This is a genomic window from Paenibacillus sp. NPDC058174 (assembly GCF_042883865.1).
Taxonomy (GTDB): domain Bacteria; phylum Bacillota; class Bacilli; order Paenibacillales; family Paenibacillaceae; genus Pristimantibacillus.
The window spans coordinates 320,316-342,857 of sequence record NZ_JBHVUY010000003.1; the positions used below are offsets into that span (position 1 = coordinate 320,316).

Annotated in this window: 22 protein-coding genes; 12 read left to right on the top strand and 10 right to left on the bottom strand. The window is 50.9% G+C overall.

What is annotated here, in order from left to right; genetic code table 11:
* Positions 1 to 25 precede the first annotated feature (25 nt).
* On the bottom strand, positions 26 to 400 hold the full coding sequence (locus tag ACFVVF_RS17595; protein ID WP_387812246.1) for a DoxX family protein: 375 nt from the start codon (positions 398 to 400) through the stop codon (positions 26 to 28).
* A gap of 435 nt (positions 401 to 835) precedes the next feature.
* Here ACFVVF_RS17595 and ACFVVF_RS17600 point away from each other — a divergent pair, with 435 nt between their 5' ends.
* On the top strand, positions 836 to 1,291 hold the full coding sequence (locus ACFVVF_RS17600; protein ID WP_387812248.1) for a 2-thiouracil desulfurase family protein: 456 nt from the start codon (positions 836 to 838) through the stop codon (positions 1,289 to 1,291).
* Between the two features lie 604 nt (positions 1,292 to 1,895).
* Here the strand turns inward: ACFVVF_RS17600 and ACFVVF_RS17605 are convergent.
* Both ACFVVF_RS17605 and ACFVVF_RS17610 read right to left on the bottom strand, forming a co-directional pair.
* Entirely contained in the window at positions 1,896 to 2,081 is a 186-nt protein-coding gene (locus ACFVVF_RS17605; RefSeq protein WP_387812251.1) for a DUF2524 domain-containing protein, read from the bottom strand.
* 64 nt (positions 2,082 to 2,145) lie between these two features.
* Positions 2,146 to 3,675 carry a M14 family zinc carboxypeptidase gene (locus tag ACFVVF_RS17610; RefSeq protein ID WP_387812254.1) on the bottom strand — a complete coding sequence of 510 codons (1,530 nt, stop codon included), beginning with the start codon at positions 3,673 to 3,675 and terminating at the stop codon, positions 2,146 to 2,148.
* Between the two features lie 246 nt (positions 3,676 to 3,921).
* Between ACFVVF_RS17610 and rlmN the strand changes: the two genes are divergently transcribed.
* From rlmN to ACFVVF_RS17635, 5 genes are all read left to right on the top strand, one after another.
* Entirely contained in the window at positions 3,922 to 4,992 is a 1,071-nt protein-coding gene (gene rlmN / locus ACFVVF_RS17615; RefSeq protein ID WP_387812257.1) for a dual-specificity RNA methyltransferase RlmN, read from the top strand.
* A gap of 182 nt (positions 4,993 to 5,174) precedes the next feature.
* Positions 5,175 to 6,008, top strand: a complete 834-nt coding sequence (locus ACFVVF_RS17620; RefSeq protein ID WP_387812260.1) for a sugar phosphate isomerase/epimerase family protein — start codon at positions 5,175 to 5,177, stop codon at positions 6,006 to 6,008.
* 275 nt (positions 6,009 to 6,283) lie between these two features.
* Complete coding sequence (locus ACFVVF_RS17625; RefSeq protein WP_387812263.1) at positions 6,284 to 7,021, top strand: hypothetical protein; 738 nt, start codon at positions 6,284 to 6,286, stop codon at positions 7,019 to 7,021.
* Positions 7,022 to 7,064: 43 nt separating this feature from the next.
* Positions 7,065 to 8,357 (top strand): polysaccharide deacetylase family protein, encoded by a 1,293-nt coding sequence (locus ACFVVF_RS17630; RefSeq protein ID WP_387812266.1) that lies wholly within the window; start codon positions 7,065 to 7,067, stop codon positions 8,355 to 8,357.
* A 132-nt stretch (positions 8,358 to 8,489) separates the two neighbouring features.
* The gene (locus tag ACFVVF_RS17635; protein ID WP_387812269.1) at positions 8,490 to 9,161 is read left to right on the top strand and encodes a glycosyltransferase; all 672 of its coding nucleotides are present in this window, start codon (positions 8,490 to 8,492) and stop codon (positions 9,159 to 9,161) included.
* Between the two features lie 62 nt (positions 9,162 to 9,223).
* Here ACFVVF_RS17635 and fabI read toward each other — a convergent pair whose 3' ends face one another.
* The 3 genes from fabI to ACFVVF_RS17650 all read right to left on the bottom strand — a co-directional run bounded on the left by fabI (position 9,224) and on the right by ACFVVF_RS17650 (position 12,596).
* Positions 9,224 to 10,000: an enoyl-ACP reductase FabI gene (gene fabI, locus ACFVVF_RS17640; protein ID WP_387812272.1), complete on the bottom strand. Its 777-nt coding sequence runs from the start codon at positions 9,998 to 10,000 to the stop codon at positions 9,224 to 9,226.
* Between the two features lie 167 nt (positions 10,001 to 10,167).
* The gene (locus ACFVVF_RS17645; protein WP_387812275.1) at positions 10,168 to 10,800 is read right to left on the bottom strand and encodes a lysoplasmalogenase; all 633 of its coding nucleotides are present in this window, start codon (positions 10,798 to 10,800) and stop codon (positions 10,168 to 10,170) included.
* Between the two features lie 71 nt (positions 10,801 to 10,871).
* Complete coding sequence (locus ACFVVF_RS17650; RefSeq protein ID WP_387812278.1) at positions 10,872 to 12,596, bottom strand: ABC transporter substrate-binding protein; 1,725 nt, start codon at positions 12,594 to 12,596, stop codon at positions 10,872 to 10,874.
* 122 nt (positions 12,597 to 12,718) lie between these two features.
* Between ACFVVF_RS17650 and ACFVVF_RS17655 the strand changes: the two genes are divergently transcribed.
* Positions 12,719 to 14,284, top strand: coding sequence for a DUF4153 domain-containing protein (locus ACFVVF_RS17655; protein ID WP_387812281.1), 1,566 nt, complete (start codon positions 12,719 to 12,721; stop codon positions 14,282 to 14,284).
* Between the two features lie 47 nt (positions 14,285 to 14,331).
* Here the strand turns inward: ACFVVF_RS17655 and ACFVVF_RS17660 are convergent, their stop codons facing one another.
* The gene (locus tag ACFVVF_RS17660; protein ID WP_387812284.1) at positions 14,332 to 15,042 is read right to left on the bottom strand and encodes a glycosyltransferase; all 711 of its coding nucleotides are present in this window, start codon (positions 15,040 to 15,042) and stop codon (positions 14,332 to 14,334) included.
* Between the two features lie 180 nt (positions 15,043 to 15,222).
* Here ACFVVF_RS17660 and ACFVVF_RS17665 point away from each other — a divergent pair, with 180 nt between their 5' ends.
* Entirely contained in the window at positions 15,223 to 15,546 is a 324-nt protein-coding gene (locus tag ACFVVF_RS17665) for a hypothetical protein (RefSeq protein ID WP_387812287.1), read from the top strand.
* Between the two features lie 74 nt (positions 15,547 to 15,620).
* Here ACFVVF_RS17665 and ACFVVF_RS17670 read toward each other — a convergent pair whose 3' ends face one another.
* The 3 genes from ACFVVF_RS17670 to ACFVVF_RS17680 form a co-directional block, all read right to left on the bottom strand.
* Positions 15,621 to 16,808, bottom strand: a complete 1,188-nt coding sequence (locus ACFVVF_RS17670) for an amidohydrolase (RefSeq protein WP_387812290.1) — start codon at positions 16,806 to 16,808, stop codon at positions 15,621 to 15,623.
* 14 nt (positions 16,809 to 16,822) lie between these two features.
* The gene (locus ACFVVF_RS17675; protein WP_387812293.1) at positions 16,823 to 17,305 is read right to left on the bottom strand and encodes a DinB family protein; all 483 of its coding nucleotides are present in this window, start codon (positions 17,303 to 17,305) and stop codon (positions 16,823 to 16,825) included.
* Positions 17,306 to 17,403: 98 nt separating this feature from the next.
* Positions 17,404 to 18,408 carry an ABC transporter substrate-binding protein gene (locus ACFVVF_RS17680; RefSeq protein WP_387812296.1) on the bottom strand — a complete coding sequence of 335 codons (1,005 nt, stop codon included), beginning with the start codon at positions 18,406 to 18,408 and terminating at the stop codon, positions 17,404 to 17,406.
* 150 nt (positions 18,409 to 18,558) lie between these two features.
* Here ACFVVF_RS17680 and ACFVVF_RS17685 point away from each other — a divergent pair, with 150 nt between their 5' ends.
* From ACFVVF_RS17685 to ACFVVF_RS17700, 4 genes are all read left to right on the top strand, one after another.
* Complete coding sequence (locus ACFVVF_RS17685; protein ID WP_387812299.1) at positions 18,559 to 19,464, top strand: LysR family transcriptional regulator; 906 nt, start codon at positions 18,559 to 18,561, stop codon at positions 19,462 to 19,464.
* Positions 19,465 to 19,581: 117 nt separating this feature from the next.
* Positions 19,582 to 20,352, top strand: a complete 771-nt coding sequence (locus ACFVVF_RS17690; protein WP_387812303.1) for an ABC transporter ATP-binding protein — start codon at positions 19,582 to 19,584, stop codon at positions 20,350 to 20,352.
* A 30-nt stretch (positions 20,353 to 20,382) separates the two neighbouring features.
* The gene (locus ACFVVF_RS17695) at positions 20,383 to 21,156 is read left to right on the top strand and encodes an ABC transporter permease (RefSeq protein ID WP_387812306.1); all 774 of its coding nucleotides are present in this window, start codon (positions 20,383 to 20,385) and stop codon (positions 21,154 to 21,156) included.
* A 3-nt stretch (positions 21,157 to 21,159) separates the two neighbouring features.
* A complete protein-coding gene (locus ACFVVF_RS17700) occupies positions 21,160 to 22,092 on the top strand; it encodes a DMT family transporter (RefSeq protein WP_387812309.1) in 933 nt (310 codons plus the stop codon).
* The last annotated feature ends 450 nt before the right edge of the window (positions 22,093 to 22,542 follow it).

Sequence of the window (22,542 nt, forward strand, 5' to 3'; positions counted from 1 at the left end):
GGCGAATAGCGCATTTGTCTGTCATTTAGTTAAAGCCTGGGAAGCTGGACAGCTCAGACAGGCGGAGGAAGAAGAGAACGATGGCAATTACGCCAAGCACCAAGATTGGCACATCATTCTTGAATGGGTCTCCGACACGCACATGCGCCAAAAATCCGCCAATTGCGACTAGGCTAAGCAAGAGTGCGCCTGCTGCCGTCCAGCTTGGCTCCCAGTATCCGATAATCAGGGCAGCGACTGAAACCAGCTGTACCAGCCCTGTGATGACACGGAACCATTGAGGGAGTCTCAGATGATTGAAGGATTCCACTTGCATTTTGACCCCTGCCACTTTGCTGAGTCCTGAGAACAAAAACGCAAAAGCAAGCAAGCTTTGCAAAACGATTGCTGCAATTTCCATTGCTAAACGCTCCTTTTTTAGTGCTTCACCTTAATCTGCAATTAAGACAAGCACATATATGTTTAAAATAAAATCGCAGTCCACATTGTTAACTGCAATTGTCTAAGGCACATTATATACGAAAAATGTGAGGTTGAAAAGAACTTATTTTCATTTGTTTTCACCACGGTTGTTGAAGCGCAGCAATAGGTTCTGTATTCTATGTTCTTGCGGCTTTGCTGCGTACATTGATTAATTTGAACGGACCTTTGAGCAGAGTTGCAGTAACTGGGTGACTATACAGGTCTCCTTCAATTTTTCTCGCGAAAGAGAGGATTATAGCAACAATTAGACTTAGGATCGTGATAAGATCGGGGTAAAGAATTAAAGGGACAGGTGTCGTTATGCGCTTCTTACAGACAGGCGGCTTCCAAATATGAAGGATGTGGAGAAACTGTGATCATCGTGAGTTCCTGCTTGGCAGGACTAGCATGCAGATATAATGGAACGGATAGTTTAAGTGAAAAGATTAAGTTGCTTGTTCAAGAGGGCAGGGCGGTAATGGTATGTCCGGAGTTGCTCGGAGGCTTCGTCACGCCGCGTGAGCCGGCTGAGATTATTGGCGGTACAGGTGAGGATGTACTGGAAGGTAAAGCGAGTGTGGTAGAGAAGTCTGGCGGTGATGTTACGTCGCTGTACTTGGACGGCGCACAGAAGACGCTTGATTTGGCGAGAAAGCATGCGGCCACCACAATTGTATTGAAGGAATATAGCCCTTCCTGCGGCAGCGGGATGATCTATGACGGCAGCTTTGGCAATCAGCGCATGGAAGGCGTAGGGGTTACGACTGCATTGCTGCGTCGTGAGGGCTTTGAGGTGATCTCGGAGCTGGAACTGGGTGAGCGGTTCTAAGATTAGGCTAGATGGACAAGCTCATATAGTTTTTTCTGTATTATATGGGCGAGAGGGATAAGGGTAAATGCAGGTTAAGGAAACTCGTTGCGTTATATGGTACAAAATTTCCTTATTATATGCTCAAACATGGCATTCTGAGGCGATAACGTAAGGAAGTAAATAACGGCGGAAACTGATTTCTTACTAAAGAAAAAAGTGACCTTAATGGGCGAATTTGCTCAAATCCGGCGGGGCAGCCAAAAAAATAAAGAAAAAACAGCAGGTAATAGCGAAAATTATTTACTTTAACTCACTAAATCGACTGACAAGCCTTACGAGCGGATGCTTTCTTGCGGCGTGGATAGATGTTTACTTTATAACCACGTTAGCCTGCCGAATATAGATCAATTGTGGTTTTGCAGTGTGGTATGCCGAGTCCAACAGGGTGTTGCGGCAAATGGTTTTTTCCAAAGTTGGATGACGGAGTGCATCACCATATGGAATGGGGAATTCAGTCGAGCAGAGTATGGCGTACACGAGCAGCAATAGAACCAAAAATAAACAGCCAGGCGCCGGTTCACATACACCGGCGTCTGGCTGTCTGTTTGTCATCATAATAAACTCAATGATTAATATCGCATTTGTTCATGATGAACAATAGCTGGTTTTCAAGGCGGTTGATCGCCATTTGCGATTCCGGGTCTTCAGCGCCGCTGCCGCGAAGCTCGGCCAGCTCACGCTTTAGAGCATGCAGATCGTCACCCGCATTCGCACAGTCATAGTCGCTTTCGAGATTATCCAACATCATTGTGCTCCTCCATTCCCATAAAGTGTACCCTCTATTATGGGGAAGCCGGCACGGGTATTATTCATTATGCTGCTGGGGTCTCCTGCTCTGCAGGTGCAGGAGACGGAAGAACTTCCTCCTGCGATACTTCTTCGGCTGGAGCTTCCGGCTCTTCAATAGCTGGAAGCTCTTCTTCCTTAACGATAGAGACCTGTTTCGTCTTCACCCAGAACAACCCTTTGGAAGTCTGTATCTGGTACCAGTCCTTCCAGACGAGCCGAACCGTTAATTTCTGGTCCGCATAGGATAGTGCAGTCGCTTTCGTCTGCAGCGGAGTCGTGTAGATCCCGGTATCCTTCGATAAAGCGACCTTCAGCCCTTCAGGAGCTTTGGTCACGCCAAGCAGCGCATTGCGGCCGCTAATCCATACGCGGGAGCTGCCTGACGCCACTTCCAGCCAATCGCCTTTCGTCCGGGTCAGCTTGTATGTGCCAGCTTTCAGTGAGCCCGTCGTTTTTGAATCGGAACTTGGCCATTGGTAGCTTGTCTCGGAGGACAGAAGATAGAAGTCGCCGCTGCCCGGCTTGACGTCCTGCTTGCCCAGCCAAAGCTCATAGCCCTCGATTGCGAGCATCCATCCCGTATCGCGATGCTGCTTCCAGATGCGGGACCACTCGGACAGTGGTACATGCGTGTCCCCTACAGCGCGCCCGATCTCAGGTGTCATTGCAGGACGGCCAAATTCGGAAATAAACCAATCGGTAAAGCCGCCGCCTGAAGGATTGGAGCTGGGTGCCACCAGTGAATAGCCCGTCATGGAGGCATATTGAGAGGCTAGAGCGCGATCACGGGCTAGATTTTCGGTTTTTGTCCGATAGTTCCAAAAAATAATTTCGCCCGAGGAGTGATAGGACATTGCAAGCTCCGGACGAAGCTCCCGGGCAAGCTTAGCCATTGCGGCCGCTTCCTTCGCCTGCAGCGGCTTTTGGCCTTTATAATTCATATAGCTGTTGGACGATGCCGCATTTCGAATCGATTCCCATCCCGCAGGATATTGGCGATTCAGATCGACGCCTTTGCCGTTGGCTTTCCAGCGTTTGAAATCCCGGCTTCCTTTATTCATGCGAATCAGACTCTCATGAACCGATGAAGGAAAGGCCGAAAGCCCCTTCTGTTGAAGCGTAACTCCGTCCGGATTGACCATTGGGATGACGACAAAGGTGACGCGGTCCAGCAAGTCGCGAACAGCGATTTTATTGTAGGTATCGTTATTAGCATAGGAAGAGGCAAAGTTCTCAACCATAGACATGAGCAGGACGGTAGTCATCCACTCTCTAGCATGATGCGAGCCGTTAAGCAAAATAATAGCCGGACCTTTGCCGATATCTATCCGCCAAAGCTTCCGGTTATATTCACTTTCCCCGATGGAAGACAACGTAATAAGATCCGGATAGCGTTCAGCCAATGCATTCATATCTCTGATCATCGCTTCATACGTGTAGATTTGATTCTGATTCACAATACCAGCAGCATGTACAGGTGTTGCGGAGCCAAACAAGGAACAAATGAGTACAGTTGTGACTAACAGCGACAGCAGTTTCGAACGTAATAACACGAATTTGTTCTCCCCCAGGTTGTTGTCTAGTTTTGAACTAACTCAATTCGACATCAACCAACAAATTCCTTGTTTTACATATCCTTTTTATGAAAATAGTAGTGAATCAAAAGGAGCAGACACAGGTGTCCGAACCTTAGAAACAATAGGCAATGCGAATCAGAGGCTTCGCCTACTTGTTTTCAGCAACCATTTTTGGGACAATAAGCAGTAGCAGATTGGCAACAGATGAAAAGAGGATTATTCATGAGTAAATCATCCCTATATGGATTAACTTTAGAACAGCTCACTGAGTGGCTGGAGGAGCGCGGACACCGTAAGTTCCGTGCGGCGCAAGTATGGGATTGGCTGTACCGCAAGCGCGTAACGGACTTTGCGGCGATGACTGACGTCAATGCGGACTGTCTGGCGCTGCTGGAAGAGCATTTTGTGCTCAAAACAATGGAAGAGCATGTGAAGCAGGAATCGGTCGACGGCACGATCAAGTTTCTGTTCAAGCTGCAAGACGGTAATCTGATCGAAACGGTGCTGATGCGCCATAAGTTTGGACTGTCGGTATGTGTGACGACGCAGGTTGGCTGCAACATCGGCTGCAGCTTCTGCGCGAGCGGTCTATTGAAGAAAAGCCGTGATTTGTCGGCCGGGGAGATCGTGGAGCAGATCATGAAAGCGCAGCTGCATCTCGATCAAGCGGGTCAAGGGGACAAAGTCAGTCATATCGTCGTCATGGGTATCGGCGAGCCGTTCGACAACATGACGAATATGATCAATTTCCTGACTGTCGTTAAGGATCACAAGGGACTGGCGATTGGAGCCAGACATATTACCGTCTCGACGAGCGGTTTAGCAGACAAACTCTATGAATTCACGGATATGAACACTGGCGTGAATCTGGCGGTGTCCTTGCATGCGCCAAACAACGAGCTGCGGACCCGGATCATGGTCATTAACCGTGCCTACCCGCTGGAGAAGCTAATGCCGGCGATTGACTACTATCTGGAGAAGACGCGCAGACGGGTTACGCTGGAATACATTTTGCTCAAGGATGTCAATGACGGACGGGAGCAAGCGCTGGAGCTGGTAGAACTGATCGGCGATGGTGACCGCAAATCGCTTGTCAATGTGAACCTTATTCCGTACAATCCGGTTGACGAGCACAGTCAATATCAGCGGAGCGAGCAGGAATCGATCAAAGCGTTCTATGACGTGATGAAAAAGAACGGCATCAGCGTCAGCGTCAGACTGGAGCACGGCACCGATATCGATGCGGCATGCGGCCAGCTGCGAAGCAAGCAATTGAAGAAGAGTGCAGGTTAAGGCTGTAATAAAATAGGTTGCCAATAGAGGCGGCAGATCCGATTTCGCATCGGTTTTGCCGTCTTTTTATGCGGGTTTGGCAACTCGATTGACGGGACAAAAACGAATGACTACAATGATGAAAACTAACTGAGAATCCACTCGCATTCCACACCATTCGGAAAAAAAGAGGAGCATAGGTCATGTCCTATCTATCGATGAATACATGGAGTCTTCACCGCCACCTCGGTCCGCTTCGCTGGACGTATTGGGACGCGGCAGCGCAAACGCACGGCATTCACATTGATCCGCAGCCGGAGCTGACGACGCTTCTGGAGCTGCCGGGCGTGCTGGCAGAGAAGGGATTTGGAGCGGTTGATATTTGCCATTTCAACTTTCCGCGCACCGATGCCGATTATTTGCTGCAATTGCGACAGGCGTTCGAGCAAAGCAAGATCGCATTTCACACGCTGCTGCTCGATTATGGGGACATTTCATCTGCCGATGAAGTGCGAAGCAAAGCCGATATGAAGCTCGCGAAGGAATGGATCGATATTGCATCGCAGGCGGGAGCGGAGCGTATCCGGATTGTGGCCGGAGAATCGCCATCGACAGACACGGCGGCACTGGAGCGTGCCGGCAAGCAATTGCTGGAGCTGGCGGCCTATGCCAAAGAGCGTAACGTTCGCGTCATTACCGAAAACTTCAAGCCGTTAACCTTAACGGCCGCGAATTGCCTGGCGCTGGCGGACAAAGGTGCGGGAGAGATCGGCATGATCGGCGATTTCGGCAATTTCGAGCGGTCGATCCGTCACGAGGAGCTGGCTGCCCTGCTGCCGATTTGCGAGAATGTGCATGCCAAGCCGGAATTCACCGCAGACGGAATACCGGAAGAAGTTGAGTTTGGAAGGAATTTACGGATTTTAGCCGATATCCAGTACAAAGGACCTATAGCTCTTGTCTATGACGGTCCAGGCGATATGTGGGAAGGCGTAGAGCGGGTAAGAGCGGTTGTAGAGCGCTGTTTGGCGCAATAGAGTAGAGGGCTGCTGCTTGATACAGCCGACTGTATATACATGCAAGGAAGATGGGGCATCCGTTCAACGGATCGCCTCATCTTTTTGTTTTTGTGTCCTCGGTACCGTTGCAAATGGTCGAATTTGCCTCGCAATAACTGAATAAGCATAGGACTTTAGATAGAATTGACAGATATAGATACAAAGTCTCACTTCTAGTATGGATAATTATTCTATAATAGTAGTATAAAAGTTCGACATATTCTGACATTTTTCTAACGGGGTGAATAGAAGCGATGATTTCTCCTTTTTTTAAGAAAAAGGATTCAGCGGCAAGCGCGCCGGATCAAGAGGCAAGGGCAACCTCTGTAAGTGATCCGGAATTGCAAGGCAACGTGCCGGACACAGATGAGGTCGAGCAAACGGAATCGGCTGCAGAGCTATTTGCAGTCATGAGCAGTTCCAGTAAAGCTAATTTGGATAAAAAATCGTTGGACCTGATTTTCTCGGTCGAACAGATTATCCAGGCCAGACAGCATTCGGATCGGAACATCCATGAGCTTCAGGATCGTCTGAACCATGCCAACAACCATGTAGACCGATTGAACCGCGATGCCAAAAACCTCAATAAAGTGATTGAGGAGCGCGAGAAGAACATTTTGGAGCTGGAGAATAAGCTGATCGAGAAAAACTTGAAGGTCGATCAGGTGATGGAGGATTACCGCGAGCTGCAGGCGCAGATGTCCGGTGAGACCGAGGAACTCAAAGCGGTCATCGATCTGGAACAGCAAAAGTACAGCAGCTTGATGCAGAAGCATAATGAAACGCAGGCAGAGCGGAATAAGCGAATCAATGAGCTGGAGGAGCGCATTAGCCGGCTTGAAGCGGAGGGCAACCATCTTCGCCAGAAATATGAGACGACCCGCCAGGAGAAGGCTTATTTGGCCAATATGATTCAGGACTTCACGAATCGTATGTCGATGCCGTTCGCGAATCAGACGAGTTCGGCAGGGGACAGCAGCGGAGACCATTAAAGCGGAATCAACATGAGACGCGGCAGGAGGAAGTCCATACACCATGGAGATGAATAAAATCCGAATGATCGAGCTCTTATCGCTACGGCAGGAGCCGGATCATTATCGAATGGAGCTATGCGTCACGGCCAGCGAAGAACGCAAACGGTTCGTACTCAACATCGATGAGCATACCTTCCATCAGCTTTCCGCTGCCGTTCCCCGAACGGGCGAGCGAGTCAGGCTGTCGCTGTATCCGAAATGGGATGCTTTCGGCAAAAGGTTCAACAGCAGTCTGACTAAAGTTACTCGCGACACCAGTCTTCATTTTCCTTTTACATGTACCAAATGCTATGTAACACAACTGGAGTCGGCTATTCGAGAAGAAGCCCTATCCGCACAGGAAGAGCCTCAAGCAAGTATAAGTGCAGCTTCAAATAAAGGTGAGGAGCAGCTGTCGGAAAAGGTGCCGTTTCGACTGTTAGGCAAGCGATTCCGGTTTATTGCAGCAAGATTGGCCGTATTTACGGTTATTCTATGCCTCACCAGCATTACGATGAATCGCGAGCTGTTTGAGGACTATTCCGATCCGCTCGCTCACCGGGTCATAGCGGCAGGCTCCAATGAAACGGCGGCTGAATCAAATCCGGCCCCTTGGGCGTTTGGCCCTGGCATCGTGCAAGCCGCTTCATGGAGCGGTTTGAATGAGAAGCCGCTGGTTGAACTGCCTGCAGCTAAGGCTGCAGAGCCGGAAAAGAAGCTGGGCTACGAGGTCATACAGCTTCCGGCCGACAAATTGCAGTACAGCTTGCCAAAGGGCTATGTGGCCTTAACCTTCGATGATGGCCCTTCGGTGTATACGGAGCAAATCGTCGACATTTTGAAGGCGAATGATGTTGCAGCAACCTTCCTGTTCATTGGGAAAAATGCGAAGCGGAAGCAAGAAGCCGCAGCTTATGCTAGTGAACACGGGATGGTAGTAGGTAACCATTCTTGGTCCCACAGCGACTTGTCGAAATTAAAAAGCGAGAAAGCATCGGATGAGCTGAAGCGGACTAACGAGCTGCTGGAGGAGATTACAGGCAATCCGACGACGATTTTTCGTCCGCCTTATGGCGCGGTTTCCAGCGAGCTGAAGACTCAGGTCAAGAAGCTGGAGATGAAGACGCTCATGTGGAATCGCGATCCGGAGGATTGGCATGTGAAAAGTGCAGCGGACATCGTGAAATACTTCCACGAGACGAATCCTTCCGGCGGCATCTATGTGCTGCATGAGAAGAAGATTACGGCGGAAGCTTTGCCGGAAATTATAGATTATTTAAAGAAGAAAAAATTGAAGTTTGCTGTTTTTGAATAACAGCAGGTTAGAACGTCGCCGGGCACTCAGTCTGGCGGCGTTTTTTTTTCTCAGGTTATTTATGTATGAAAAGGGAGATTTGGCTCACAATAAACCCGTCTGTTCCCTGATTTTGACTAAGGAGGGCTATTGATGAGGTTTCGATGGATGAAATTGCTTCTGTCACTCGGTCTGTCCGCCATACTGCTGCTTTCGGCTGCAGCTATGCCTGCCGCGGCCCATGCCGAGAAGGGCCATCATACGCGTGAGCATAAAGCATGCTTGAGCCCAAAGGAGGTAAGTTTGCTGCAGCAATTCGAGAAGCTATGGATTGAGCATGCGCTCTGGACGAAAAATTTTGTTGTGAGCAGCTTAGAAGGGTTAGCCGATAAGGATCAACAGCTAACGAGATTGCTTCGTAATCAACAGGATATCGGCAACGCGATTAAGCCTTATTATGGAGAAGAGGCTGGAAACAAGCTTGCGAAGCTGCTGACGCAGCATATTGTCACGGCTGGGGAAGTGGTTGGCGCGCTGGTAAGCGGCAATGAGAGTGATCTGCAGAAGTACAACAAAGAGTGGTATGCCAATGCAGATGAAATTGCTGCATTCCTGAGCAGCCTTAATCCGAATTGGGGTCAAGACCAATTGAAGGATATGCTGCATACACATCTGCAGCTTCTTACAGAGGATGTGGTGGCTTATCATCAGAAGGAGTGGGAGAAGTCGATTCAGCTCTTCGACCAGAATGAAGAACATCTCATTCACTTGAGTAATGTACTGGCCGAGGGCATTGTGAAGCAATTTCCAAATCAGTTCAAATGAAAAATCTCCGGGCGGCTGACACAAACCGTCCGGAGATTTTTAGTTGAGCTAGCCCCGATTAACTAGCCAAGAATATGGTAGCCTGAATCGACATGCAGCACTTCGCCGGTTACACCGCGGGACAATGGGCTGAGCAGGAACATCGTTGCGTCGCCAACCTCATCCTGATCAACATTCCGTCTAAGCGGCGCTTTCTCGTCCATCGTTGTAACCAGCTCGTTGAAGCCGGCAACTCCGCCTTTTGCGGACAGCGTACGGATGGGGCCGGAGGAGATGGCGTTGACACGGATGCCGTCTTTGCCGAGATCCTCTGCCAAGTAGCGGACACTTGCTTCCAGAGCAGCTTTGGCAACGCCCATAACATTGTAATTTTTCATAACGCGCTCGGCGCCAAGATAGGTTTGCGTTACGATGCTGCCGCCTTCCGTCATAAGCGGCTTGCAGGCTTTCGCCATCGCTACGAGGGAGTAGGCGCTAATGTCCTGAGCTTGCAGATAGCCTGCGCGGGTCGTATCGACATATTCGCCTTGCAAATATTCTTTATCGGCAAATGCAACGGAATGAGCCAGTCCATGAATAACTGGAACTGAAGCTTTAATTTCTTGCGCTGCTGCCTCAATGCTGGCGTCATCGGATACGTCGCAGGATACGCAAAGCAGCGGCTTAATGCCGTTTGCATCCAGCAGCTGCGACAGCTTTTGGAACGACCGCTCTTTCCGGTAGGTGAAGATCAGGTTGGCACCTTCGCGGTGAAGCGATTTAGCAATTCCCCATGCAATGCTGCGCTCATTGGCAACGCCCATGACAATTATATTTTTTCCATTCAATATTCCACTCATTTGTACAGCCTCATTTCATGTAGGTTCTCTCATAGCTATTAAGGATCTATCCCTAGCCCAATATCTTATCTATTTATGTCTATTTTAACACAAGATAATAATACCTGGTACTAATTTGTTGCGTGAAGGGGCGATTGGGATACACAGGTAAATGGGCTGAACGCCCTTTAAGTCCCTGCTATGCTCTTCGCGCTTCGGGCAATGAGAAATTGTGCGCCGTAGTAAGTCGCCATAATGCAGATGGATGAGTAAGTAACATCGGAGACGAACATATTCCAGGCCAGCACAGAATCGGAGATGACGAACAGCACGCTTCCCCCCATCGCAAGCTTGCTGCCGGTCATGATGGCGGCCCAGCACATGAGGGAAATGACAATAAGATAGACGAGCACGGGAATTACTAACGCGTCGTCACCGCCGGCTTTTACGGCAGGCAATAGACGGCTGGCCATGAACACCGCATACAAGGTCAAGGGAATGATGGTCAGCAGGCGCAGCATCGAATACCGCCATACGTTAAGGAAAGCGAACAGATAGAAGAGATGCCCGATCAGAAAGGCGGTGAGTCCGACGATGAACCAGACCAGCAGTCCGTCGCCAAGCATGCAGAAGAACAGACCGCTGAGCAGCAGCCAGTGAGAGCGCTTTCGTTGCTGAGGGGACTGAAGGTAGGTATAGGCAATGATAAGCCACATCGGAATAAGCTTGAATAGAAGCTTCACCGCCAGCGGATCCTCTGGAATAATCCAGATATAGACCACACTCATGCAGAGAATCAGGCAAGGCATGATTAATTTCAAGCGAACCGCTCCTTTGGCATGCAGATATCATCGTACCTATACTATTCGAACCTCCGGGCGGGCATTCCTTGTTACGTCCCCGGAGGAAACCAGACATGGCGCAGATCGACCCAGCCCTGCGAATTAAAGGTCACGCCGCGGACGGAGGGCATATAGGCGGTCTGAACCGGCCGTTCATATAAAATATGAAGCTGATGCTCGCGGATCAGCAGCTCTTCGATTTCTTGGAACAGCATGGCTCTGCGTTCCGAATCCGCTTGACGGGCAACGGCCTGCAGCCGTTTCTCGATATCCAGGCGAGTGTGCGGCTCGATGTGTGCCGACATCGTCTGATACAGGTCGAATTGCCGGAGCTGCTCGTCCTGATCGCGCAGCAGAGAGAAGACAATCAGGTCGGATTCCAGCCGGATGGGTCCCTTGAAGTCTTCGACGGAAGCCGTAGCGACAGTGCAGCTGTAGCCATGCTTCTCCAGCCGCCCGGCGAGCACCTCGGCATCATGGCGGTAGGGCTCAATCGTCGCGATGGCAATGGAGATGGCGTTGGCACGGTGAGTGCTTGTCCGCTCCGGCCCGCCTGAAGCGGACGAATCATCCTCGCGCAGACAAGTCAGCAGCCTCGCACGCAATTCCGGATCGGACATGACGCCTGCCTTCTGCGTATTGCAGGTTACGAATTTTCGTACGGTCGTGCGGGAGTGAATCTGACTCCAGCCGCCGCTTCCGGCTTCGGCAGGATTATGAATTAAGTGGAAGGGTGAGGAGGGCTCGGCAGCTTCCTTCGGCAGTCCCCACGGAACATGCACGATCTCGACGCGATCCAGATGCGCCCGTCCTTGGAAGTAGGAGCCGAAAGCTTCCAGCACGCAGCCGCCATCGCTCATCTCTGTCAATTGGAAAGGCCCTGTGCCAATCGGCCTTGAACCAAACAGCTCGCCGAGCTGTCCCAATTCCTTCGGGACGATCGCTGCTCGGCTCGTGCAGAGCAGGGGCAGAAACAGCTCGTTAGGCTCGATCAATTCAATCTCTACTACGTTTGGATAAACGGCACGTACAGACTGAATCTGCTTGAAAATAACGCTGTACAGCGTCCGACGCGAAGTGCCCATCAACCGTTCCAGCGTAAAGACAACGTCATCGGCGGTCATGATTTTGCCGTTATGGAACAGTACTTCCTTGCGCAAATAGAACGTCCACCGTTTGCGGCTGGCATCAACCTCCCACGCATGGGCGATGCCCGGCAGGATCTCTTCCGCTCCATGTCCATGGCTCAGATCGGCGTGTGCGAAATTCGCCCTGCGAACGAGACCGTCGAAGACATGACTGGCTACAAAAGATTCCGCCAGCAGGTTCATAGACAGCGGATCGACCGTTTGAAGCTGCTGGCGGAGCGGCAGTCTGAGCGTATCTATGCGCTTGTTGCTTCTCAGCTCGGTGCTGTGGCCGAAATAACCGAGCAGCCAGCCCTGCACATGCTCTTGCAGCGCTGCGGAACGCACATGCCCTTGCAATTGTGCAAGCGAACGACCGATAGCATGACGGTTGGTCTCCATCGCCTTCAGCATCGATTGCGACGCGATTTCCTCCGGCGCAGCGAGAAAACGCAGCGTGGAACGGCGTCCTCTGCCGCGGCTGGAAATCCATTCGACCCAGCCGTGCTCCACCATGCTGCGGATGACATTCATCGCATTCCGGTGCGTGCAGTCCAGCGCGCCTGCCAACTCGTCCAGCGTAAGCTCCGCTTCGGCTTCTGCTCCATAACGGGAATGCAGTCGCAAATAATGGCCATGCAGCTTCATTCGATTTCAATCTCCTGTCCGGTTATAAAATACGAAACTATTGCTCACGTAATTTCTATTTATCTTCTTATTTTAACATTTACAATGGATGTTAGATAGCATAATAACTGGAGGGAATTGTAATGAGTGAAGAAGTGCCTGTGCTGAAGCCGGATGAAGCTTTTGCAGACCGGAAGGGAGCGGTCCGGGCGTTATTGATGGCGCTAGCGGCAGCGTGTATTCACCAGTATCTATTTTTCGAGCATACGTTTGGAATTTCCTATCCGATATTTATCGGCATCTTCTATGCCTTATTGCTCGGAAATGCAAGAGGGAGCATGCGCAGGCTGACGGGCATTGACTACTTTTGCTTCGCGGCTGTCGCTTTGCTTGCTTTGACCTATGTACTTTTCGCCAACCCGATCTTTTACGGATTAAATTTCATTGCGGTTCCAGTGCTGATTGGGCTACATACCGTCTACTTGTTTGGCCGGGATAAGGGGAGAACCTGGTGGGATATCCGGCTTATCCCGGCGACGCTGGAGCAGCTATTTATTCAAACCTTCGGCCATTGGGCGACCGCATTCTCGCTGCTGCGCTCTACGACCGCAACGAAGATAGACAGCCGTCATAAAAAAACGACAGGCAGTGTGCTCATCGGTCTCGCTATAGCCGGACCGCTGCTGATTATCGTCACGACGCTGCTTGGCTCCGCAGACGGCGTTTTTCAGGGAATCGTGAATGCCATTCCGGATTCCTTCGGGAGCTTTTCGATTGGGGAAGCCATCGGCAGGCTAATGTGGCTCGTTATTTTGAGTCTTTTATTATTCGGCTTCGTGTGGGGCTTTGTTAGCCCGCGTGTATCGCATAGAGCGAGGCTGGCGGCTAATTGGAAAGAAGCCGAGCTGCAGGGGGCGGTGCCTTTGCACGCCGCAAAAGCTGGTTCCGCCAGTGTTAAAGCAGATCCGCTTATTATAGCGACTGTGCTTGTTGCGATTAATGCCGTCTATATTTTGTTTGTTGTCATTCAGTTTTCTTACTTATTCGGCATGCTGAACGGCCATTTGCCGGAAGGAATGACGTATGCTGAGTACGCCAGGGGCGGATTTTTCGAGCTGGTGATCGTGACTTCGATTAATTTTGCCATCATGCTGGGGACGCTTGTCTTCTCCGATCGAAGCCGGGTCGTTCTCGCTAAGGTCAATAATGTACTGCTGTATGTACTCGTCAGCTGCTCAGGCGTAATGCTCGTATCTGCTTATAAACGGCTAGTACTCTATGAGCAAGCTTATGGTTATACCTATATTCGTTTTCTAGTGCATGCTTTTATGATTTACTTGGCCGTTCTTCTTATTATAGCGGGGCTGCGTATTGCCATATCGCGTATTCCGCTGGCCCGGTTCTATATCGTGATCAGTATTGCTGCCTATGTGCTGATTAATTATATTGGGATGGACCGAATGATTGCGGAGCGCAACATTGAGCGAATTAATAAAATCACCACGATTACGGATATTTCCTATTTAGATGAGCTGTCGGCTGACGTCGTTCCGCTGCTCCTTCAATACGCAGCCAAGCATCCCGAGTTGGAAAAGGGCTTGAAGCAGAGAGAGGAAGAGCTTCAGAGGAGAGACAGCAGCTGGCAGGCTTACAATTGGGCGAGCGCCCGTGCGAAGCGGCAGTTAAGCGAGCATTTTACGACCAAATAAGCATTGAAACAGCCGCCTTCTGCAGATGAGAAGGCGGCTGTTTGCGTCTAAATAAACTTGCGCAGAATAGCATCTACCCTTTTGCGGTTGCTGATAAAGTTTTTTCGCTTAAGCAGCCGCTGATTAAGCGTGTTTCGCTGATGAACGACGACCAGGTAGTTGCGCCGTCCTTTTTTGGTCAATATTTCATGCTTATGCTTGACCACCGCGGGATGGCCGCCTTTAATTTTATATCGTTTTCCGTTGAAGTAGTCTGCGCTCTTATAGATCCAGGTATAGAAGGGCGGAGAAGTCTTCTTGACCGGAGAAATCCGGTGACGTAGGCTGTCATAAATATAGCCGAGCTGATTGACGAGTGCACGTGTTCCTTCTCTAGGCTTCGCTGCATGCAGCTGTTGAATCAGCGTCTTGCTGTAGGTGTCATCGCAGTCGAGGCGAACGAGATACAGCCATTTGGCGTCGCCGGCCAGCTCCTTTTGGGCTTCGATATATTGCTCCTCGGGCACGAATCGGATGTTATCCGGCAGCGGCTCATGCTTCTCCAGCGTTTTTCGGATGAGCTCTTCTGTCACGGATGCATAGCGGATGAGCGCGGTAAACCGCTGATTGGTCTGTTTTTTCAGGCTGTTCATCGTATATTTCATAAAGATGTTCATGCGATATTCAATCCATGCCTCCGTAAGTCCAACCTTATAGGGACCGCCTCTGGTGGAGCGGTTGTTGAATTCAATGCCGACGATGATGACCCTTTTTGCCATAGTGAAGCTAACGCCCTCCTTCTGTTCTTTCCTCCAGCATATTCAGCTGTAAAGCGGTGGTGAAGACAGTGAAGGGGCGAAATGACGGGAAATGGGCATAATAAAGGTATAGAGGTTGACGCAGCAGCGGGGACAATAGTAGTTTAAGGAGTAGCGGCCAAGCTCGGCTTGCTGCGCGGAATGAACTTTGGATCTGAAATGGAGATGAATGCGATGGCAGAGCAAGAAAACGGACAAGTGAATGAGCAGGAGCTGATTCAATACATTGCCGAACAGACGAAGTTGGATGTGAAAAGCATTCAGCTCGTACTGAAGCATGAGCAGAAATTTATGGACGGCGCGAAAGCGAACGCTCAAGGTGAAGTGGAGATCGACAGCGACGAGCTCGTCGACTATATCGTAGGCCGTCCTGACGTGAAGCTGGACGAATTGAAAGTGGAGTCCATTCTCGACGCAGAAATGGATTATTTCATGGACAAAGGGCTTGCCGGCTATATCGATTAATGAGTAGAGAAAAAGAAGACCTTCCTTACGCTCTATGCGGAGGAAGGTCTTCTTTTTCTTCAATGCAATGATGGCTACCGCAGCTTCATTAGCTTGAGAGCAGCCGCAATAAACACTTGTACGCCAATCCGCAGTGAATCCTCGTCAATCGTAAACTGCGGGTGATGATGCGGATAGACGATGCCGGCTGCTTTGTTGCCGGCACCGATATTGAAATACGTGCCCGGCACACGGTGGATATAAGCCGACATATCATCGGCAGCCATGCTTGGCTTGATCGTATAGATGGCATCTTCACCAACAATCTCCGCCGCCGATTCGGCGACGATGGCCGTCACTTCCTTGTTGTTGATCAGAGGACGATAGCCATACGTATACTGCAGCTCATATTCAGCACCATGCGCCTCCGTAATGCCGCGGACGATCTGCTCCATGCGGCGCGGCACTTCCTCGCGCAGCTCAGGGTCGATGCAGCGGACGGTCCCGCATAGCTCCGCGCTGCCGGGAATGACGTTATGCGACTGGCCCCCGGCAAATTTCGTGACGGAGACGACAAGCGGATCGACGGGGCTGAAATGGCGGGACGCCAAGTGCTGCAGATTGGTTACTACCTGCGCCCCGATCGCGATAGAATCCACGGTCCGGTGCGGTTCGGCGGCATGACCGCCTTTGCCTTTAATCGTAATCGTGAAATTGTCGGGGGACGCGAGCATTGGCCCGGCAACTACGCCAACCTTGCCTACTTCTACTGGAGACTGCAGATGGGCGCCAATAACGTAATCGACACCGTCCAGAACGCCTGCCGCAATCATATCTTCTGCGCCGCCGGGAGGCAGCTCCTCCGCATGCTGGAAAATAAACCGCACTTCGCCTTCCAGTTCCTCTAGTGCAAGATGATCCGTCAGCAGCTTGGCGACGCCAAGCGCAACGGCGGTATGGCCGTCATGGCCGCAGGCATGCATAACGCCATCCGTATTCGATGAGAACGGAAGGCCGGTATCCTCTTGAATGGGAAGAGCGTCGATGTCCGCGCGAATAGCCAGTACAACACCCTGCTTTTTGCCGACCAATCTGGCCATAACGCTGGTTGGTGTAGGTCTGCTGACGATCAGCTTGCCAAAGGAGCGAAGCGTTTCTTCTATATATAGAGCAGTGCTTGTTTCTTTGAAGCTAAGCTCGGGATGCTGATGCAAATAACGTCTCCATGCGATAACTTGCGGGTGCTGGGCTTCAGCCAGCTCCAGCCATTGCGCTAATAACATGCTCATCCCTCCTGTTAGCCGCGGTTGTTCCATGCTGCGATATTCCGCTCGATTTGCCCCATATGCTTCTCCACATGACTGCAAATAAAGCTGTCGATGATATGCGCGATCGAGATTTTTTCCTCGCCCTTCAAGCCGTAACGGAGCCATTGCTCCTCCGTGAGCTTTTTCAGCAAGCTGCCGTTATAGATCGCCAGCGCCTCATAGGCGGCTAGCATATCGGCAATAGTCGTTTCGTTGAATTGCTGCTGCGACACCCAGCCTTCATGGGCGAAGGTAACGAGCGGCGTTACGGACTCGGAGATGATTTTACGAATCCGGTAGGAATTGACGATATTGGAGTCGAGCAGATGGCCGACGATTTCGTTGATGCTCCATTTGCCGGGGCCGGGCTGCCAGAGAAGCAGCTCTTCGGATAGTCCTTGAACCTTGTCCCGGATTTTGTCCGTCGTATGCAAATAGTTTTGAATGGATGTCTCTCTTGTTGCTGTGCTCATAATAGCAGCCTCCTGAATGATGGGAATGAGTTAAGGGAATCAAAAAGGCATCGAGGCGGTTCAGCCATAACGATGCCTTTTTTGGTAATGGCCGAACCTTATTTCAAGGCTTCGGTAATGAAGGAGTTGTCATATACTTTGCTGATGTCGACCTTCTTCTTCACAGTGCCTGTCGCTTCGAGAATGTCAGCTGTCGACTGCATTGCGCCTTCGATTTCCGGTGACACCGGCTCATTGATATAATGCGTGTTCGAGATTAGCGTCCGGACAAGCTCAGGATCCATCTTTTTCTCGGTTGCCAGAATCGTCACGGCTTCATCCAAATGACCCGCTACCCATTCGACTGTCTGCTGATACACTTTCAGGTACAATGCAGCCAGATCCGGGTGATCCTTCAGAAACTGATCGCGGCCGATCATAACGGCTGGAGCAATGAAGCCCATCGTTTTGACGCTTTCCAGAATGCGGGCGCGTCCGCCTTGCGTTTCAATCGTGACGAACGGGTCCCAGATCGCCCAAGCGTCTAAATTTCCGGATTGGAAAGCAGGGTTCGCTTCGTCGGGCTGAAGCTGAACGAGCTTCACATCGTCCTCGGACAGGCCGTTTTTCTCCAATGCTTTGATGAGGAAAATATGGCCGGAGGAGCCTTTCGCTACCGCAATCGTCTTGCCTTTCAGGTCAGCGATCGATTGGATCGGGCTGTCCGGCTTTACGATAACGCTGTTCTGGTTGCCTTCAACGCCGGTAACAGAGATGACTGTGAACGGGCTGTCGGCAGCCTTGCCGGTTACGACAGTGCCGTCGCCGATGAAGGAGAAGTCGACACGGTTGGAGACGACGCCTTCGAGCAGAGGTACCGAGCTTTGGAATTCATTCCATTTGACCTCGGCGTTCACTTTGCCGAAGGCTTCCTCGAAGAATCCTTTGTTTTTGGCGATGGTGAGCAGATTGAGTCCGCCGTTGATGGCGATATTTACCGTTACCTTCTCATCTGCCGCCGATTTGCCGGAGCAAGCGGTTAAACCTAATAATCCGATAATTACGGAGAGAACGATCAAGCCGGACTTCCATGCCGGTGACCGTTTGATAGTCGTATTCTGCATTGCTTACAACCCCTGTCTGCATCCTTGTGCTGTTGTGTGGTATCCAATCGTTCCGGTCGGATATCTGTATTGTATTATTTCCGATTAATCTAGTAAAATAACTATGAAATATATTATCATAACTCCAAGTTATGTGTCAGGGGTGTTCATATGAACCTTGAGCAATTCGAATATATCGCCGCAATCGCACGTACCGGATCGATTACAATCGCCGCTGAACAGCTTCACGTCAGCCAAGCGGGCATCAGCAAATCGCTGTCGAAGCTGGAGCAGGAGCTCGGCATTACGATTTTCAAACGTTCGCGGCTCGGTACAGTGCCGACTGACCGGGGAAAAATCATTATCGAGAAGGTATTCGAGATTCTGGCCCGGATGGAGGAAATCCGAGAGCAATCGCTTGTGAAAAGCTCACTGACTGAGGGCGAGGTGCGTTTCTCTGTCGGGCCTAACTTCATGGCCGTGCTGACCAAAGCGATCATCGCCTTCAAGCGGGATCATCCCAACGTCAAGCTGGAGATTACGTCCAAGAGCACCGAGGAGGTCATCCAGGATTTGAAGGAGGACCGGACGGATCTCGGGCTGATCTATCTCGACAACCATAAGCCGGAAGATGTAAAAGATTTGCAGATGAAGACGCTGCATGTCTCGCGGATGGTCGTCTGCGTCGGACGGCGCTCCAGTCTGGCGATGAACAAAAGCGTCACGCCTCAGGATCTTCTTGCGCAGCCGTTCGTCAACATCGACGGGGTGTTCTCGAACTGGTATTTGGGCGACTTTATGGACAAATACGGCAAGGTCAATATTTTGTTCACGTCGAACAATATCGAGCTGCTGAAACGGACAATCGCCGAGGGTGCGGCGGTGGGCCTCTTTATCGAGTATGCGATGATGAACGACCCGCTCGTGCTGAACGGGGATATCGTCATGATACCGCTCGTCAGCCATGAGCCGTCGACGATTTCACTGGGCTGGGCACGCCTGGCGAAGAAGCATTTTTCGATTGCCCAGAAGGAGTTTTTGAACTATTTGATCCGTGAGTATAACAGCTTTAAGTAGGCTGTCTGGCGGAAGGCCGCCCAGCAAAAGGCATATTGACAATCGTTTTGACCGTCTGCTAATATTCTCCCTAAATTCATTTGGACGATACTTTACATCATGGCAGGGGGGCTTAACATGACTGCAACGGCACTGGAAATTAGTCATTTGAATAAAACGTTTCGCACGGCGGACACGTCTACGCATGTGCTCGACGACATCCATCTGAGCTTGAAAAAACAAGAGTTTGTCTCGATTATCGGCCCAAGCGGCTGCGGCAAAAGCACACTGCTCAAAATCGCAGCCGGCCTGGACATCGACTACGAGGGAAGGGTGCAATTAAACGGCTCCGACGTGCGGGGTCCGAGCAAGGAAAAGGGCTTTATTTTTCAAGAGCATCGTTTGTTTCCGTGGGCTACAGTGGAGAGAAATATTGCTGCGGACTTGTCGCTGAAAAACGATGAGGTGCGTCATAGGGTCGACGAGATGATTGAGCTCGTCCGGCTGAAGGGATTTGAGAAGGCTTATCCGAAGCAGCTTTCGGGCGGCATGTCACAGCGGGTGGCGATTGCCCGGGCGCTTCTGCGCAGCCCTCAAGTGCTGCTGCTGGACGAGCCTTTTGGCGCGCTCGATGCCTTTACCCGCAATCATATGCAGGAGTCGCTGCTCGATATTTGGCGGCAAAATCAGACGTCGATGCTGCTCGTTACGCATGATATCGACGAGGCGATCTTTCTGTCCAATCGCATAGTGGTTATGGATGCCCGGCCGGGCCGGATTAAGGCGGTCATTCCCGTTGATCTTCCGTATCCGCGCAACCGGGTCGGCACTGCTTTTCAGCAGCTTCGCACACAGGTGCTTGGAGCACTCAATCATGTGGAAGAAGAGGATGGCAGCTATGAGATTTAATGACACTATGAGGAAAGGTCGTCTATTCCTATGACTGGAAAAGAAAGAACGAAGCGCTTTTTGCTAGGCGCATTTATCCCTGTTGCTGTATTGGTTCTGTGGCAGTTGGCCGTAGTGAACGGACTTGTCTCCCGCCAGCTGTTCCCGCCTCCAACCTCGATCTTCCGTGACTTCTACGACATGCTCATGTCGGGGGAGCTGACGCATCATCTTGGCATCAGTGTGCTGCGCGCCATGATTGGTTTCTTTGTGGGCGGCGGACTTGGCCTGCTGATCGGCTTAGGGTCGGGGCTGTACAAACGTGCGGAGCAGGTGCTTGATCCGACGATCCAAATGCTGCGTACGGTGCCGCTGCTGGCCATCACGCCGCTGTTCATCCTTTGGTTCGGCTTTGGCGAGCTGTCGAAAATCTTGCTCATCGCCATGGGTGCCTTCTTCCCGCTGTATGTGAATGCGTTTCTGGGTGTCCGCAACGTCGATTCGAAGCTGTTCGATGTGGCGCGGGTACTGGAATTCAGCCGTTTTCACCAACTGACGAAGGTTGTTCTGCCTGCGGCAATGCCGAACATTTTGCTTGGCGTGCGGCTGTCGCTTAGTACAGCATGGCTGTGCCTTGTCGTTGCCGAATTGATGGGCGCCGATCAGGGGATTGGCTATTTGATTCAAGATGCTCGTTCCTACATGCGTACGGGTGTCGTGTTCGTCGGTATCGTCATTTTCGCTGTCGTCGGCAAGCTGACCGACTCGCTCGTCCGCCTCTTGGAAGCGCGTCTGCTGCAATGGCGCGACAGCTACCGGGGATAAGTGATGACTGGGGAATCCTCTTCACTGGGAAAAGCCTATGGTGCCGCGTTGGCATACGCGGTTATCATCGGCTTTTCGTTCGTTTTCGTCAAATTTGCGCTGCGCTCGGCTAGTCCGATGGATCTGCTGGCACATCGGTTCACCGTCTCATTCGCAGCAGCAAATGTGTTGTTGCTGGCGGGCTGGGGGCGAGCCCGGTTTACATGGTCTGGTATCGTGAGACTGCTGCCGATTGCGGTATTTTATCCTTCTTGCTTTTTTATGTTTCAGTCATTGGGACTCTTCTACCTTTCTTCTTCCGAAGCCGGCATCATTCAAGCGGCGATCCCGATTCTGACGATGGTGCTTGCTGGTATTTTCATTCAGGAGCGCTCGACAGGCTGGCAAAAGCTATTTATTGTTCTGTCCGTTGGAGGCGTCGCATTCATTGTGACGATGTCAGGCGGGGAGGGCGGAGGCGGCGGCTGGCGCCTGGCAGGCTATTGCCTGATGTTGATTTCCGCGCTTTCTTCCGCGGCTTACAATGTGATGGCGAGGAAGCTGACACAGATTCATAGCGTTGCAGATATGACGTATCTGATGATGGGCGTCGGATTTGTTGTATTTAACACAATCGCCTTATCACAGCATGTGTCGGCAGGAACGCTTATGACGTATTTTGAACCTTTTGCCGAGCCGCGCTTTGTCGTGTCAATCCTGTATCTGGGATTGATGTCTTCGCTGCTTACCTCTTATTTGACTAACTATGCGCTGAGCCGGATTCAAGCTTCACAGATGAGCGTATTTGTCAATTTGTCCGTTGTCGTGACCATTGGAGCAGGCGTCATTGTACTGAGAGAAGTGCTGTCCTGGTATCATGTTGCTGGAGCTGCTCTTATACTCGGCGGCGTTATCGGCGCGAATACGAGGGCTCGCAATAAAGCAAAGCTTTTATAGAAGTTGGAGCCGCCACTTGAGGCGGCGAAGGCTGGCTGTCGAGATGAATCTCGACAGCTTTTTTTATTAGATGCGTTGCCTCTTGTACGGTATTGCACCTGACGCCGATTTTCCCCCTTAACAGTCCGATTATCGATACGCTGCTACGAATCAAAATGTAAAAATACATGTTGGTTGGCCTTTTATGAGCGATTTAACGCCTCAAAATGCAAATGTGCAGTTTGTTTGGGCTAAAACGAGCCATTTGGCTCAAAATGAGCGATTCTAAATGTATTTTTGCATTTTGAAGGCCATTTGGGGCCATATGAGGCTAATCAAAATGTACTTTTACATTTTGATTAACGTGTTTAATGTGAATATACGCAAGCCGCCTGAGGGCGGCTTTTTTAGCGGGTAATGGAGGGGCGGAATAGTTTTTTTAAAATCATAGACGAAATCCGTAATGAAATT